This is a genomic window from Mesorhizobium sp. M1E.F.Ca.ET.045.02.1.1 (genome assembly GCF_003952485.1).
GTDB lineage: Bacteria > Pseudomonadota > Alphaproteobacteria > Rhizobiales > Rhizobiaceae > Mesorhizobium.
Genome location: NZ_CP034447.1, coordinates 1131936 through 1146618 on the forward strand (window position 1 = coordinate 1131936; position 14683 = coordinate 1146618).

Genomic DNA, 14683 nt, shown 5'->3' on the forward strand with positions numbered 1-14683 from the left:
GCCATTCGCCATAAAATGGCAAAATGAGCACCATGAACATCTCACTGCCTGACAACCTGAAGCATTATGTCGATCAGCAAGTGGCGGACCGCGGCTATGGCACGAGCAGCGAGTATGTGCGTGAACTGATCCGCCACGATCAGGATCGTCAACTTCTGCGCCGTTTGCTCCTCGAGGGCGCGTCATCCTCGCCGGGCACCCCGGTTGACGATGACTATTTCGCAGCGCTGCGAAAACGAGCGCAGGGTCAATAAATTAGTGATCCCAAAGGCAATTGTTCCTCGAAGTCTTGCGTTGCGGGATATCGAGGACGCTGTTGATTATTATGCACGTGAAGCCGGTTCGCACGTGGCGTTGGGCAATGTCGAGGATCTTCAAAATGCCTACGAACTGATAGCCAGTCATCCGGCATCGGGCTCTCTGAGGCATGGTTATGAAATTGGATTGCCCGGTCTGCGCAGCCTGCAGTTCAAGCGCTATCCGTACCTGATCTTCTATATGGAACAGGCCGACCATATCGATGTGTGGCGGGTTCTGCACGCCAAGATGAACATTCCGGCCTGGCTACAGAATCCGAACTCCTGACGGCGCGTTCTCGCGCCTCGACGCAAGCCGTCAGGAGCAATGCGGGATCGCCCTTCAGGCGGAACGCGCTTCGCGGATCGAAGTCTCCAGGATATCGAGCGCCTCGGTCATCACGCCGTCCTGGATGGTGATCGGCGACAGGAAGCGGATCACATTACCGTAGACGCCGCAGGTGAGCAGGATGAGGCCCTTGTCGAGCGCCTTCAGCCTCACCGCATTGGCGAATTCGGCCGAAGGCAGGCCTTTCTTGACGTCGTTGAACTCGACCGCGTTCATGAAGCCGGGACCACGGATGTCGACGATCTCCGGCACGTCGTCGCGGATCGATTCCAGCCGCTGCTTCAGCCTGGCGCCGAGCGCGTTGGCGCGGTCGCAGAGCTTTTCCTCCTCGATGACGTCGAGCACGGCATGGGCCGCCGCCACGCCGATCGGGCTGCCGCCATAAGTGCCGCCGAGCCCGCCCGGGCCTGGTGCATCCATGATCTCGGCGCGGCCGGTGACGGCCGACAGCGGGAAGCCGCCGGCAAGGCTCTTGGCCATGGTGGTGAGATCGGGCGCCACGTCGTGGTGCTCCATCGCAAACATCTTGCCGGTGCGGGCAAAGCCGGTCTGCACCTCGTCGGCGACGAGCAGGATGCCGTGCTGGTCGCAGATCTTGCGCAGCGCCGTCATGAAATCGCGCGGCGCCTCGTAGAAGCCGCCCTCGCCCTGCACCGGCTCGACGATGATGGCGGCGACGCGGGCCGGATCGACATCGGCCTTGAACAGCTTGTCGAGCGCCGCAAGCGAATCCGCGACCGAGACGCCATGCAGCGCGACCGGGAACGGCGCATGGAAGACATCGGCCGGCATGGCGCCGAAGCCGACCTTGTAGGGCACGACCTTGCCGGTCAGCGCCATGCCCATGAAGGTGCGGCCATGGAAGCCGCCGGAAAAGGCGATGACCGCCTGGCGGCCGGTGGCGTTGCGGGCAATTTTTATCGCGTTCTCAACCGCCTCGGCGCCGGTGGTGACGAAGACCGTCTTCTTGTCGAACTTGCCGGGCAGCATGCCGTTCAACCGCTCGGCGAGGCGCACATAGCTCTCATAAGGCACGACCTGGTGGCAGGTGTGGGTGAAGCGGTCGAGTTGCGCCTTGACCGCCTCGATCACCTTCGGGTGGCGGTGGCCGGTGTTGACCACGGCGATGCCGGACGAGAAGTCGATGTAGCGGCGGCCCTCGACATCCCAGATTTCCGAATTCTCGGCGCGGTCGGCGTAGATCTGCGTCGTCATGCCGACGCCGCGCGAGATCGACTGGTTCTTGCGTTCGGAAATGGCTGAATTTTTCATCTCATCCCTCATCGGGCACACGCCCGCTCTGTTTTGATGCCGTCAAAGCCTCTTCTGGCCTTATTTCAGGTTTTCCTCAAGTCGGCACATTGGCCCAGTCGATTGGTCCTGTCTCGGCCGGAAATCGATCTTCGATCGCCAGGCGGAAACAGTTTTCTTTTCCGGCCGATCGACTATCCTCGCTTTATCCGCGACGTGCCGTCGTCAGGGGCGGCCTTCTGCGGGCTGAGGGAACCATGAGCAGGATCGCGACATCGTCCGCCTCGCCGTCTTCACCGCCCCGCCCCTTGTCTCGTCCAAACACCTTGCTGCTGTTGGCCTGCGCCGCCGCAGCGCTGCTGACGTCAGGCTGCCAGAAACAGCAGGCGGCGGAAAAGAAGCTGCCGGTGACGGTCAGCACGCAGACGGTCGCCTTTGCCGATTATGCGCCAAGAACCTCGCTCACCGGCGTGATCGCGGCCCGCACGCTCAACAATCTGTCGTTCCGCGTCGGCGGCCGCGTCGCCGAACGGCTGGTCGATGTCGGCCAGCATGTCGACCAGGGCGCGATGCTGGCCCGCATCGATCCGCAGGAGCAGGAATCCGACCTGCGCTCGGCTCAGGCCGACCTCGACGCGGCACAGGCGCAGCTCACCCAGACCGCGGCCGCTTACCAGCGGCAGAAGACGCTGCTTTCGCAGGGTTTTACGACCAGGCGCGACTTCGACAGCGCCGACCAGACGATGAAGGTTGCGCAAGGCAGTGTCGATGCCGCGCAAAGCGCTTTAGCCAACGCCAAGGAGAACCTCTCCTACACCGAGCTCAAGGCGGGTGCCGCCGGGGTGATCACCGCCCGACAGGTCGAGGCCGGGCAGGTGGTGCAGGCGGCTCAAACCGTCTTCACCATCGCCGAGGACGGCGACCGCGATGCCGTCTTCAACGTGCAAGAGACGCTCGTTGCCCAGACGCCTTCGTCACCCGCGGTGACGATCACGCTGCTCTCCGACCCGCAGGTCAAGGCGAGGGGCAAGGTCAGGGAAATCTCGCCGGCGGTCGATACCGCGTCGGGATCGATCCGGGTCAAGGTCGGCATACCCGACACACCGGCAGGCATGCCGCTGGGTGCGGCCGTCATCGGCACCGTCAGCGCCAAGCCCGTGAAGGCCGTGCTGCTCCCCTGGCAGGCGCTGACGTCTAGCGCCGGCAAGCCCGCCGTCTGGATCGTCGACCCGTCGACAAAGGCGGTGGCGACGACGCCGATCGAAGTGCTGGCCTTTGATTCCGGCGTGGTCGTCGTCGACAACGGGCTCGAGGCCGGCCAGAGCGTCGTCACCGCAGGCGGGCAGTTGCTCAGCCCGGGACAGACGATCGCGACAGCGGGAGCCGGACAATGAGACGGTCGCCTTGCGTCGCCGCTCTCATTCTCGTCGCATCGCTTGCCGGCTGCTCGCGCTCGGAAGACAAGCCGCCCGAGATCGTCCGACCGGTGTTGTCGGTGGTCGTCGAACCGAAGTCCGTGGAGACTTTTGGTTTTGCCGGGACGGTCGAACCGCAGTACAGCGCCGACCTTTCCTTCCGCCTGCTCGGCCGCGTCGTCTCGCGCGACGTCAAGGTCGGCGACATCGTCAGCAAGGGAACGACGATCGCCGCGCTCGATCCGACGGCGCTGGAGCTTGCACTCCAGGCATCGAAAGCGGATTTGTCGAATGCCCAGGCGCAGTTCGCCAATGCCTCGGCGAGCGAGGAGCGGCAGCGCGCCCTGCTCGCCTCCGCCAACACCTCGCAGGCCGTCTATGATGCCGCGCAGCAGGCGAGGCAAGCCGCGGCAGCCGGCGTCGAGCGGGCGAATGCCGCCTTGGCCAAGTCGCGAGAGCAACTCGGCTATGCGCGGCTGTTCTCCGATTTCGACGGCGTCGTCACCGCGGTCGGCGCCGAGGTCGGCCAGACGGTTTCGCCGGGACAGACCGTCGTCACCGTGGCGCGAACCGATCCGCGCGAGGCGGTGGTCGACATTCCCGACCAGCTCACCGGCGATCTCACCGTCGGCACGCCGTTCCAGATCATCCTGCAGTCGCTGCCCTCGATCACGACCGAGGCCAAGCTGCGCGAGATCGCGCCGCAGGCCGAAGGCTCGACCCGTACCCGCCGCGTACGGTTGACGCTCACCGATCCGCCGACGGCGTTCCGGCTGGGCTCGACGATCACGGCGACGCGCATGACCAAGGTAGCGCCGACGATCGAATTGCCGATGTCGGCGCTGCTCGAAAAAGACGGCGCCGAGAAAGTGTGGATCGTCGATCCGCAAACATCGAGCGTCAGCGCGCGCGAGATCAAGATCGCCTCGAAGAGCAGCGGCACTTTCACGGTGGCTTCGGGGCTCGAGGCCGGCATGCGCGTCGTCACGGCAGGTGTCCACAGCCTCGCCGAAGGCCAGAAGGTCAAAGTGCCCGAGGGAGGGGCCTCATGAAGGGCTTCAACCTCTCCGACTGGGCGCTTAGCCACCGCTCGCTGGTGTGGTATTTCATGCTGGTCTTCGTGGTGGCCGGCATCTTCTCCTATCTCAACCTCGGACGCGAGGAAGACCCGGCCTTCACCATCAAGACGATGCTGATCCAGGCCAACTGGCCGGGCGCCTCCGTCGACGAGACGGTGCGCCAGGTGACCGACCGCATCGAAAAGAAGCTCGAGGAGTTGGACAGCCTCGACTACACCAAATCCGTCACCACCGCCGGCAAGACCGTCATCTTCGTCAACCTGAAGCCGACCACCAAGGCGCGCGATGTCGCGCCGACCTGGCTGCAGGTGCGCAACATGGTCGACGATATCTCGGCGCAGTTCCCGCAAGGCGTGCAGGGGCCGTTCTTCAACGACCGCTTCGGCGACGTCTACGGCAACATCTACGCCTTCACCGCCGACGGGCTGACGCCGCGCCAGCTTCGCGACTATGTCGAGGATGTCCGCACCAAGATCCTGACCGTGCCGAACGCCGGCAAGGTCGACCTCGTCGGCGCCCAGGACGAAGCGATCTATCTCGAATTCTCGAGCCGCCAGATCGCCGCGCTCGGCCTCAACCAGCAGCAGATCGTCGCCAGCCTGCAGGCGCAGAACGCCATCACGCCGTCCGGCGTCATCCAGTCGGGGCCGGAGCGCATCAGCGTGCGCGTCGGCGGCCAGTTCACCTCCGAGGAGAGCCTGCGCGCCATCAATCTGCGCGTCAACGACCGCTTCTTCCGGCTGAGCGACGTGGCGACGATCAGGCGTGGCTATGTCGATCCGCCGACGGCGCTATTCCGCTTCAACGGCCAGGACGCGATCGGGCTCGCCATCGGCATGAAGCCCAACGCCAATCTGCTCGAATTCGGCGAGGCGCTGCACGAGGAGATGCAGAAGGTGCTGGCCGATTTGCCGGTCGGCGTCGGCGTGCATCTGGTGGCCGACCAGCCGGTGATCGTCGAGGAAGCGGTGTCGGGCTTCACGCGGGCGCTGTTCGAGGCGGTAGCGATCGTGCTCGCCGTCTCCTTCATCAGCCTCGGCCTGCGCGCCGGCTTCGTCGTGGCGCTGTCGATCCCGCTGGTTTTAGCCATCACCTTCACGGTCATGGCCTATCTCGGCATCTCGCTGCAGCGCATTTCGCTGGGCGCCTTGATCATCGCGCTCGGCCTGCTGGTCGACGACGCGATGATCGCGGTGGAAATGATGGTGGCGCGGCTCGAGGTCGGCGACAATCTGCGCAAGGCGGCGACCTATGTCTATACCTCGACCGCCTTTCCGATGCTGACCGGCACGCTGGTGACGGTCGCCGGCTTCATCCCGATCGGCCTCAACTCGAGCGCGGCCGGCGAGTACACCTTCACGCTGTTCGTGGTCATCGCCGTGTCGCTCCTGGTGTCATGGATCGTTGCGGTGCTGTTCGCACCGCTGCTCGGCGTCACCATCCTGCCGGCGACGATGAAGGCGAAGCATCATGACCAGCCGGGGCGATTCACATCCATGTTCCGGCGCGTGCTCGTCCTCTCGGTGCGGCGCCATTGGCTGACCATCATCGCGACCGTGCTTCTCTTCGCAGCCTCCATAGCCGGCTTCGGGCTGGTGCAGCAGCAGTTCTTCCCGCCTTCCGACCGGCCGGAGCTGATCGTCGACTGGAATCTGCCGCAAAACTCGTCGATCGCCGAGACGCGCGACCAGATGCAGCGCTTCGAGCAGCGGGCGCTGGTCGGCAATCCCGACATCGACCATTTTTCGTCCTATATCGGCCAGGGCGCGGTGCGCTTCCTGCTCGCCTATGACGTGCAGCCGGCGAACCCCTATTTCGGCCAGACGGTCATCGTCACCAAGAGCATAGAGGCGCGCAACCGGGTGAAGCCGGCGCTGGAAAAGCTGCTGCGCGAGGAGTTCGTCGGCACCGATGCCTTCGTCAAGCCGCTCGAGCTCGGGCCGCCGGTCGGACGCCCCGTGCAGTACCGCGTCGGCGGTCCCGACATCCAGACCGTGCGCGAACTGGCGCAGCAATTCGCAGGCTTGATTTCGGCCAACTCGAAGCTTGGAGCACCCACCTTCGACTGGAACGAGCCGCAGCGGGTGCTGAGAGTCGGCGTGCTGCAGGACAAGGCGCGCCAGCTCGGCATCACCTCGTCCGACATCGCCAGCGCGCTGAACAGCACCGTCGGCGGCGCGACGATCACGCAGGTGCGCGACGCCACCTATCTGATCAATGTCGTGGCGCGCTCGCGCGAGGCCGACCGCAGCTCGATCTCGACGCTGCAGAACATGCAATTGCCGACCGGCACGGGCGAGTCGATCCCTTTGGCGGCCATCGCCAACTTCCGCTACGATCTCGAGCAGCCGACGGTATGGCGGCGCAACCGCACGCCGACGATCACCGTGCGCGCCGGCATGGTCGGCGACGTGCTGCCGGCGACTGTCGTCAACGAGCTGAAGCCCTCGGTCGACGCCTTCATCGCCAAGCTGCCGCCCGGCTATTCGGTGCAGACCGCGGGCTCCGTCGAGGAAAGCGCCAACAGCCAGGGACCGATCGCCGCCGTCGTGCCGCTGATGCTGTTCATCATGGCGACCATCCTGATGGTGCAGTTGCAGAGCTTCCAGCGCCTCTTCCTGGTGGTGGCGGTGGCGCCGCTCGGCCTGATCGGCGTGGTGGCGGCGCTGGTTCCAAGCGGTGCGCCGCTCGGCTTCGTCGCCATCCTCGGCGTGCTGGCGCTGATCGGCATCCTGATCCGTAACTCGGTCATCCTGATCGTGCAGATCGAGGACCTCGTCGCCGAAGGCAAGGACCGCTGGGCGGCGGTGATCGAAGCGACCGAGCACCGCATGCGGCCGATCGCGCTGACGGCGGCGGCCGCAAGCCTGGCGCTGATCCCGATCGCGCGCGAGGTGTTCTGGGGGCCGATGGCCTACGCCATGATGGGCGGCATCATCGCCGGCACGGCGATAACGCTGCTGTTCCTGCCGGCGCTTTATGTGACATGGTTCAGGGTCAAGGAGCCCCCGAGGCACGTGCGGGATGGCGCTGTGGTAGACAGCGCTGCTGTTGCGGAGACGTGAGGTAAGTCGAGTTCCGTCACACCCCCCTCTGCCCTGCCGGGCATCTCCCCCGCAAGGGGGGAGATCAGCAGTTCTGGCGCCCTGATCTATCCTGCAGCGTTGGCGATTGGCGAAATCGACTGTGCGCTCAATCTCCCCCCTTGCGGGCCCTTGCGGGGGAGATGGCCGGCAGGCCAGAGGGGGGGTGGGAAGAAACGAGGCTTCTGCGAGACGGGCTACACCCGCACAAACCCCTCGCTCGCCCTGAGCAGGTTGCGCGTATAGTCCTCGCTCACCCGATGGCCGATCAGCTGGCTTGCGGTCAGCGTCTCCACCGCCTCGCCGTTCTGCATCACCATCAGCCGCTCGCACATATGGGTGATGATGGCGAGGTCGTGGCTGACCATCAGGAAGGTGAGCTTGCGCCGGCGCCGCACCTCTTCGAGCAGGTTCAGCACCTCCGCCTGCACCGAGGCGTCGAGCGCCGAGGTCGGCTCATCAAGCAAAAGGATCGAGGGTTCGAGGATCAGCGCGCGGGCAATCGCCACGCGCTGGCGCTGGCCGCCGGAGAGCTGGTGCGCGTAGCGAAAGCGGAAGCCCTTGCCGAGGCCGACCTCGTCCAGCGCGCGCTCGATGCGCTTCTCGCCGTCGGCAATGCCGTGGATCGCTAGAGGCTCCTGCAGCAGCCGGTCGACGGTCTGGCGCGGATGGAGCGAGCCGTAGGGATCCTGGAACACCATCTGCACATTACGGTAGAAGGCCTTGTCGCGTGTTTTGCCGAGCGTTTTGCCGTTGATGGTGATGGTGCCGCCGGCGACAGGAGCAAGGCCGGTGATTGCCCTCAGCAGGGTCGACTTGCCGGAGCCGCTTTCGCCGACCAGCCCGTAGGATTCGCCTTCCCTGACTTCCAGGTTAACACCTTTGAGTGCGCGAAAACGGTCGAAGACGACTTCCAGCCCTTGGACGGAAAGCGCCGCGGTCATGCCGCCCACTCCGGCTTGCGGTCGAGCACCGGCAGCGGATGACGCTCGAAGCCGATCCTCGGCATGCAGTTGAGCAGGCCGCGCGTATAGGGATGCCGGGCGTCGCGCAACTCGGAGGCCTTGAGCTGCTCGACCACCTTGCCGGCATACATGACGACGACGCGGTCACAGAAAGAGGAAACCAGGCGCAGATCGTGCGAGATGAAGATCAGCCCCATGCCGCGCTCGGCGACCAACCTGTCGAGGATGTTCAGCACGTCGAGCTGCACGGTGACGTCGAGCGCCGAGGTCGGCTCGTCGGCGATCATCAGCTCCGGACCGGCGATCAGCATCATGGCGATCATCGCGCGCTGGCCCATGCCGCCCGAGACCTCGTGCGGGTGGAGGTCGAAGACGCGAGCCGGATCGCGGATCTGCACCGCTCGCAGCATCTCCAAAGCCCGCTCGCGCGCCTCGGCCTTGGAGACCTTCTCATGCGTGCGCAGCGTCTCGACGATCTGGCGGCCGATGGTCATCACCGGATCGAGCGAATATTTCGGATCCTGCAGGATCATGGCGATGCGGTTGCCGCGCAGCGCCCGGCGCTGGCTGGGCGACACCGAGAGCAGATCGATGCCGTCGAAGCTGAGCTTCTTCGCCGACACCTCAGCCTGCGGCGGGGTCAGGCCCATGATGGCGCGGCCGGTCTGCGACTTGCCGGAGCCGCTTTCGCCGACGATGCCCAGCCGCTCGCGCCCGAGCAAGAAGGAGACGCCGCGCACCGCCTGCACGAGGCCGGTGCGGGTCGGGAAGGTGACGCGCAGATCGTCGACTTCGAGCAGCGTTCCCTTTGGCTGTGCGTCCCGATTGCCGCTCATTGATCACCGCTCATTGGTCGCCACTCCGGGGATCGAGCGCATCGCGCAGGCCGTCGCCGAGCAGGTTGAAGCCGAGGCTGACGATGAGGATGGCAGCACCCGGCGCGGCAGCCACCCACCACTGGTCGAGGATGAAGCGGCGGCCTGACGCGATCATCGCGCCCCATTCGGGCAGCGGGGGCTGCGCGCCGAGGCCGAGGAAGCCGAGGCCGGCGGCGGTGAGGATGATACCGGCCATGTCGAGCGTCACACGGATGATCAGCGAGGAGATGCAGAGCGGCATGATGTGGCGCAGCACGATGCGGAAGGGCGAAGCGCCCATCAGTTGCACCGCCTTGATGTAGTCGGAGTTGCGCACCGTCAGCGTCTCGGCGCGGGCTATGCGCGCGTAAGGCGGCCAGGAAGTGATGGCTATTGCCAGTACGGCGTTTTCGATGCCGGGGCCGAGCGCCGCGACGAAGGCGAGCGCCAGCACCAGCTTCGGGAAGGCGAGGAAGATGTCGGTGATGCGCATCAGGATGGCGTCGGTCCAGCCGCCTGCATAGCCGGCAACCGTGCCGACCAGAAGGCCTATGGGAGCGGCGATGACAGCAACGAGAACCACCACATAAAGCGTCCAGCGCGCGCCATAGACGATGCGCGAATAGATGTCGCGGCCGAGGTCGTCGGTGCCGAACCAATGCGCAGCGCCCGGCGGAAGCAAGCGGGCGTTCTTTAGGTCACCCACGGTCGGCGAATAGGGCGCCAGCACATCGGCAAAGGCCGCGACCGCCACCAGCGCGAGGATGATCAGCAGACCGACGAAGGCCAGCCGGTTGGCGGAAAAACGCCGCCACGCCACATAGGCGCGGCCGAGCCGTGCCTGCACACGCGAGGTCGGCCGCTCCGACAGCAACCATTCGCGGCGGGAGAGGGAGCCGGCGTCGGAGGCGGTCATGACGATGCCTCTTGAAGCTGTCGACCCCCGCTCCGGTCTGCTTCGCAGACCACCTCTCCCCCGTTCGACGGGGGAGAGGAAAGGCGCCAAGCGCGCGACCGGCTTCTCCTCTCCCCCGGACCGGGGGAGAGTTGGCCCGAAGGGCCGGAGTGGGAGTGATTGGCCACAGCCAAGCCCGAAAATGCGATAGCTCTGCTCATCCGGCCTTCGTCCTTGGGTCAAGAAGCCGATAGAGCAGGTCGGACAGAAGATTGATGCCGATGAAGACCGAGCCGATGATGATGGTGCCGCCGAGCACCGCATTCATGTCGGCGTTCTGCAGCGAATTGGTGATGTAGAGGCCGATGCCCGGCCAGGAGAAAACGGTCTCGGTCAGCACCGAGCCTTCAAGCAGGCTGGCATAGGAGAGCGCGATCACCGTCACCATCGGCACTGCTGCATTGCGAAGCGCATGGCCCCAGATGATGCGCGTTTCCGACAGGCCCTTGGCGCGCGCGGCGACGATGTATTCCTGCGCCATTTCGTTCAGCATGAAGGAGCGCGTCATGCGGCTGATATAGGCGAGCGCGAAATAGCCGAGCAGCGAGGCCGGCAGGATGATGTGGCGGTAGGCGTCATAAAAGACATCCCACTGGCCCTGCATCGCCGCGTCGAGCAGGTAGAAGCCGGTGATCGGCGTGAAGGTGTACTCGTAGACGACATCGAGCCGCGCCGGGAAAGCGATCCACTGCAGCTTGGCGTAGAACAGCACCAGCCCGAGCAGCCCCAGCCAGAAGATCGGCACGGAATAGCCGATGAGGCCGACGATGCGGGCGATCTGGTCGATCAGGCTGCCGCGCTTGACGGCGGCCAGCACGCCGAGCGGCACGCCGATGACGGCGCCGATCAGCGTGCCCAGCGTCGCCAACTCGATCGTGGCCGGAAAGACGCGGCGGATATCGGACATCACCGGATTGGTGGTCAGCACCGAGGTGCCGAAATCGCCGCTCAGCGCGCTTTTCACATAGATGTAGAACTGCTCGATCAGCGGCAGGTCGAGACCCATCTCGCGGCGCGTGCGCTCGACGACGGCGGTCGGAGCCCGGTCGCCGAGAACGGCCAGCACCGGATCGATCGGGATGACGCGGCCGATGAAGAAGGTCACCGCGAGGAGACCGAGATAGGTCGTCACCGCGATGACCAGAAAACGGCCGATCGACGAGGCAATGGCGACGCCGCGGGCGCTGTCGCGCCCTGCCGCCGCCTGGTTTTCAGCTACGCTCACGCTGCGTGTCCGAAGACGCTATTCCTTCGAGACCGCCCCGACGAAGTTGGCGTCGAAGCTCGGGCCGAGCACGAAGCCCTTGAGGCTCTTGCGCAGTCCGGCCACTTCGAGCTGCTGATGGATGATGACGAAGGGGCTGGTGTCGAGGATCTTCTTCTGCAGATCCTTGTACATGTCGGCGCGCTTGCCCGAATCCTTCTCCAGCAGCGCGGCCTCGGTCTCCTTGGTCAGGTCCGGAATGTCCCAGGCATTGCGCCAGGCGAGCGTCTTGATCTTGGCCTGGTCGGAATTGTCCGGGTTCGAGGCGAAGGTCTGGGCGTTGGAGTTCGGATCGAAATAGTCCTGGCCCCAGTTGCCGATATAGATGTCGTGGTTGCGAGCGCGGTATTTGGTCAGCGTCTGCTTGCCGTCGCCGGGGATGATCTCCAGCTTGATGCCGGCCTGACCCAGCGTCTGCTGGATCGATTCCGCCATGCCCGTGGTCGGCTGGCCGGTGCGCACGTCCATGGTCACGCTGAAGCCGTCCGGCAGGCCGGCCTTGGCCAAGAGTTCCTTGGCCTTGGCGACGTCGAGCTTGTAGGGATTGTCATCGACGGCACCCAGGTCGCCCTTGGGCAGGAAGGACTGGTGGATCTCGCCGATGCCCTTGAGGATGGTCGAGCTCAGGGCATCATAGTCGACCAGATATTTGAACGCCTCACGAACCTCCGGCTTGGCGAGGTTCGCGTTCTTCTGGTTGAGGCTGATGTAATAAACCGTGCCCTTAGGCGCGCTGGTAGTGGTGAGGTCGGCGTTCTTGGCGATGGCGTCGAGATCGTTCGGCTCGAGGTTGCGGGCGACATCGATGTCGCCGGCCTCAAGCGCCAGGCGCTGCGCGGAGCTTTCCTTCATGTTGCGGTAGATGACGCGGGCGAGCTTGGCCTTCTCGCCATTGTAATTGTCGTTGCGTTCCAGAACGACGGCTTCATTGGCGCGCCATTCGCGCAGCTTGTACTGGCCCGAGCCTGCGTAGCCGGTCTTCAGCCAGGCATTGCCGAAGTCGTTGTCCCATTTGTAGTCGGCGCTCGGCGTGGCGGCCGCGACGTGTTCCTTGACCAGCTTGCTGTCGACGACGGAAGCGACGGTTGCCGACAGGCAGTTCAGCACGAAGCTCGGCGCGTAGGCCTTGTCGACGACGAATTGGAAAGTCGTGTCGTCGACCGCCTTGGCCTTCTCGGTGACGTTGTCGCCGCTGATGCCCAGCTGCTCGATGATGAAGGCCGGGCTCTTGTCGAGCTTGACGGCGCGCTCGAAGGAGTAGGCAACGTCGGCCGCGGTGATCGGATTGCCCGAGGCGAACTTCATGCCGGGCTTGAGCTTGAAGGTGTAGGTCAGGCCGTCGTCGGAAACGGTCCAGCTCTCGGCAAGGTCGCCCTTGACCTTGGAGGTGTCGCTGAGGTCGAGGCGGACCAGGAGATCATAGGTGTTGCCGGTGACCTCGGCGGTCGACAGCTCGAACGCCTCGCCCGGATCCATCGAGATGATGTCGTCGATGGCGAAGCCTTCGACCAGCGTGTCGGGAGGCGAGACCGCAAAAGCGGGCGTAGCGAGCAGCGCCGACATCGCCACACCCGCAAGCAAGCCACGGAGAGCAAACTTTTCCAGCATCATGATGATCGTTCCCTGTTTTGTTGACCTGAGTTCCCGGCTCAGAACTGCATTATTCTTTGCGAAGCCGACGGCGGCTTGGACGACGTACCGTCGTGGTTTTTGTCCAGTTGGTCAACACCCTATTCGGCGGCGCTGAAGCAGCAACGCGCATTTTTGCGAGAGAGCCTATTGGGCCAGAATGGGGCGCCACGTGTCGACCCGTGCGCCGGCTAATCGAAACCTCCAATCAGGAAAAATCTGCTAAACCCTGACGCTTGGAAGCCGTCGTCATTTCAGCTGCGCAATCAGGCTCGCATCGGGAAAGCAGGTCGCGGCCTTGCCGTTCCTTGCCTGCCAGGAGCCGATCGAGCGGCGCGTCTTGAAGCCGGGCAGGCCGTCGGCGCTGCCGACGTCGTAGCCCTTGGCCTCCAGCGCCCGCTGGAGCGCGGCGATATCGGAGCGGTGGAGATCACCGACCGCACCCCACGTGCCGGCGAAGGTGGCGTCACCCTTGGCGATGCGATCGGCGGCGTGGCCGATGAACAACGCATAGAGGTCGCTGGTGTTGTATTCCTTCAGCACATAGAAGTTCGGCGTGACGATGAAGGCCGGACCGCTGCGCCCGGCCGGCATCAGCAGGAAGCCCTCGGCCTTCAGCTCACTCGCCTGGAACGCCTTGTTGTCGGCGCGCCTGATGCCCATCGCCGCCCAGTCGGAAATCTTCTTGCCCTGGTCGGGTCCTTCGAGCGAGCAGGAGACACTGGCCGGCACCATCACCTCGACGCCCCAGCCGCGCCCCCTCACCCAGCCATAATGGACGAGATAGTTGGCGATCGAGGCGAGCACGTCAGGGGTCGAATTCCAGATGTCTGGCCTGCCGTCGCCGTCGAAGTCGACGGCGTGCTTGAGGAAGGAGGTCGGCATGAATTGCGGCTGGCCGAGCGCGCCGGCCCAGGACGATTTCATCGCGTTGACAGGTGCCAGCCCGCGCTCGACGATCTCGAGCGCCGCCAGCACCTCGGTGCGGAAGAAGTCCTTCTTGGTCGACATGAACGCCTTGGTGCCCAGCACTTCGAAGGCGTCGTATGGCATCTTGGCCGCGCCGAAGCCGGTCTCGCGGCCCCATATCGCCAGAACCAAGTCACCCGGCACGCCGTAGCGCTTCTCGATCAGCCCGAGCACCCTCGCGTTGGCGCTCTCGCGCGTCCGTCCTCCGCCAGTGACGGCGCGAATGATCTTCTCGGCGAAATAGTTGGCTGGCGGGCCGAACTCGGCCTGATGCTGCTTCTCGGGTGTCGTCGGCTTCTCGCCGGGCACGACGAGGTCGGGCAGCTTGAGGTTCGGCTTCACGCCGATAAAGGCTTCGTCGAAGGTCTTCTTGGAGATGCCCTTGGCCTTGGCCTCGGGCCAGAGGTCGGTCTGCAGCCATGTCTGGAATTGATCGTCGATGGGGGCGACGCGGGAGGGGGTGGTGAAAATGAGGCTGAATATTGCGAGCAGAAGAAACGCGAGGCTGAATTTGGAAAAGCCGCGTTCTGTCGCGCCCCCCTCTGTCCTGCCGGACATCTCCCCCTCAAGG

Annotated in this window: 12 protein-coding genes; 5 read left to right on the plus strand and 7 right to left on the minus strand. The window is 64.8% G+C overall.

Annotation, left to right across the window (positions count from 1 at the left end):
* The first annotated feature begins 23 nt into the window (after nucleotides 1–23).
* Both EJ070_RS05260 and EJ070_RS05265 read left to right on the plus strand, forming a co-directional pair.
* Nucleotides 24–254, plus strand: a complete 231-nt coding sequence (locus EJ070_RS05260) for a type II toxin-antitoxin system ParD family antitoxin (protein ID WP_126090373.1) — start codon at nucleotides 24–26, stop codon at nucleotides 252–254.
* Nucleotides 211–585 carry a type II toxin-antitoxin system RelE/ParE family toxin gene (locus tag EJ070_RS05265; protein WP_189350596.1) on the plus strand — a complete coding sequence of 125 codons (375 nt, stop codon included), beginning with the start codon at nucleotides 211–213 and terminating at the stop codon, nucleotides 583–585. The genes EJ070_RS05260 and EJ070_RS05265 overlap by 44 nt, the downstream gene beginning before the upstream one ends.
* A gap of 54 nt (nucleotides 586–639) precedes the next feature.
* Here the strand turns inward: EJ070_RS05265 and EJ070_RS05270 are convergent, their stop codons facing one another.
* Nucleotides 640–1917, minus strand: coding sequence for a 4-aminobutyrate--2-oxoglutarate transaminase (locus EJ070_RS05270; protein WP_126090374.1), 1278 nt, complete (start codon nucleotides 1915–1917; stop codon nucleotides 640–642).
* Nucleotides 1918–2153: 236 nt separating this feature from the next.
* Between EJ070_RS05270 and EJ070_RS05275 the strand changes: the two genes are divergently transcribed.
* From EJ070_RS05275 to EJ070_RS05285, 3 genes are read left to right on the plus strand one after another with little or no spacing between them, the layout of a single operon-like run.
* On the plus strand, nucleotides 2154–3290 hold the full coding sequence (locus EJ070_RS05275) for an efflux RND transporter periplasmic adaptor subunit (RefSeq protein WP_126090375.1): 1137 nt from the start codon (nucleotides 2154–2156) through the stop codon (nucleotides 3288–3290).
* Nucleotides 3287–4363 (plus strand): efflux RND transporter periplasmic adaptor subunit, encoded by a 1077-nt coding sequence (locus tag EJ070_RS05280; protein WP_126090376.1) that lies wholly within the window; start codon nucleotides 3287–3289, stop codon nucleotides 4361–4363. The genes EJ070_RS05275 and EJ070_RS05280 overlap by 4 nt, the downstream gene beginning before the upstream one ends.
* On the plus strand, nucleotides 4360–7455 hold the full coding sequence (locus EJ070_RS05285; protein ID WP_126090377.1) for an efflux RND transporter permease subunit: 3096 nt from the start codon (nucleotides 4360–4362) through the stop codon (nucleotides 7453–7455). The genes EJ070_RS05280 and EJ070_RS05285 overlap by 4 nt, the downstream gene beginning before the upstream one ends.
* Nucleotides 7456–7670: 215 nt before the next feature.
* On the opposite strand, the gene EJ070_RS05290 is transcribed toward EJ070_RS05285, so the two are convergent.
* From EJ070_RS05290 to EJ070_RS05315, 6 genes are all read right to left on the minus strand, one after another.
* Nucleotides 7671–8417 carry an ABC transporter ATP-binding protein gene (locus EJ070_RS05290; RefSeq protein WP_126090378.1) on the minus strand — a complete coding sequence of 249 codons (747 nt, stop codon included), beginning with the start codon at nucleotides 8415–8417 and terminating at the stop codon, nucleotides 7671–7673.
* A complete protein-coding gene (locus EJ070_RS05295; RefSeq protein WP_126090379.1) occupies nucleotides 8414–9274 on the minus strand; it encodes an ABC transporter ATP-binding protein in 861 nt (286 codons plus the stop codon). The genes EJ070_RS05290 and EJ070_RS05295 overlap by 4 nt, the downstream gene beginning before the upstream one ends.
* Nucleotides 9275–9284: 10 nt before the next feature.
* Entirely contained in the window at nucleotides 9285–10211 is a 927-nt protein-coding gene (nikC, locus tag EJ070_RS05300; protein WP_126090380.1) for a nickel transporter permease, read from the minus strand.
* A 196-nt stretch (nucleotides 10212–10407) separates the two neighbouring features.
* Nucleotides 10408–11475, minus strand: coding sequence for an ABC transporter permease (locus EJ070_RS05305; RefSeq protein ID WP_126090381.1), 1068 nt, complete (start codon nucleotides 11473–11475; stop codon nucleotides 10408–10410).
* An 18-nt stretch (nucleotides 11476–11493) separates the two neighbouring features.
* Nucleotides 11494–13125, minus strand: coding sequence for an ABC transporter substrate-binding protein (locus EJ070_RS05310; RefSeq protein ID WP_126090382.1), 1632 nt, complete (start codon nucleotides 13123–13125; stop codon nucleotides 11494–11496).
* A gap of 267 nt (nucleotides 13126–13392) precedes the next feature.
* Entirely contained in the window at nucleotides 13393–14670 is a 1278-nt protein-coding gene (locus EJ070_RS05315; protein ID WP_126090383.1) for a lytic murein transglycosylase, read from the minus strand.
* Nucleotides 14671–14683 lie beyond the last annotated feature (13 nt).

Bases quoted from the DNA above. Each gene is read 5' to 3' on its own strand.
- EJ070_RS05260 (WP_126090373.1), top strand. From the start codon at position 24: ATGAGCACCATGAACATCTCACTGCCTGACAACCTGAAGCATTATGTC.
- EJ070_RS05265 (WP_189350596.1), top strand. From the start codon at position 211: ATGACTATTTCGCAGCGCTGCGAAAACGAGCGCAGGGTCAATAAATTA.
- EJ070_RS05270 (WP_126090374.1), bottom strand. From the start codon at position 1,917: ATGAAAAATTCAGCCATTTCCGAACGCAAGAACCAGTCGATCTCGCGC.
- EJ070_RS05275 (WP_126090375.1), top strand. From the start codon at position 2,154: ATGAGCAGGATCGCGACATCGTCCGCCTCGCCGTCTTCACCGCCCCGC.
- EJ070_RS05280 (WP_126090376.1), top strand. From the start codon at position 3,287: ATGAGACGGTCGCCTTGCGTCGCCGCTCTCATTCTCGTCGCATCGCTT.
- EJ070_RS05285 (WP_126090377.1), top strand. From the start codon at position 4,360: ATGAAGGGCTTCAACCTCTCCGACTGGGCGCTTAGCCACCGCTCGCTG.
- EJ070_RS05290 (WP_126090378.1), bottom strand. From the start codon at position 8,417: ATGACCGCGGCGCTTTCCGTCCAAGGGCTGGAAGTCGTCTTCGACCGT.
- EJ070_RS05295 (WP_126090379.1), bottom strand. From the start codon at position 9,274: ATGAGCGGCAATCGGGACGCACAGCCAAAGGGAACGCTGCTCGAAGTC.
- nikC (WP_126090380.1), bottom strand. From the start codon at position 10,211: ATGACCGCCTCCGACGCCGGCTCCCTCTCCCGCCGCGAATGGTTGCTG.
- EJ070_RS05310 (WP_126090382.1), bottom strand. From the start codon at position 13,125: ATGATGCTGGAAAAGTTTGCTCTCCGTGGCTTGCTTGCGGGTGTGGCG.
- EJ070_RS05315 (WP_126090383.1), bottom strand. From the start codon at position 14,670: ATGTCCGGCAGGACAGAGGGGGGCGCGACAGAACGCGGCTTTTCCAAA.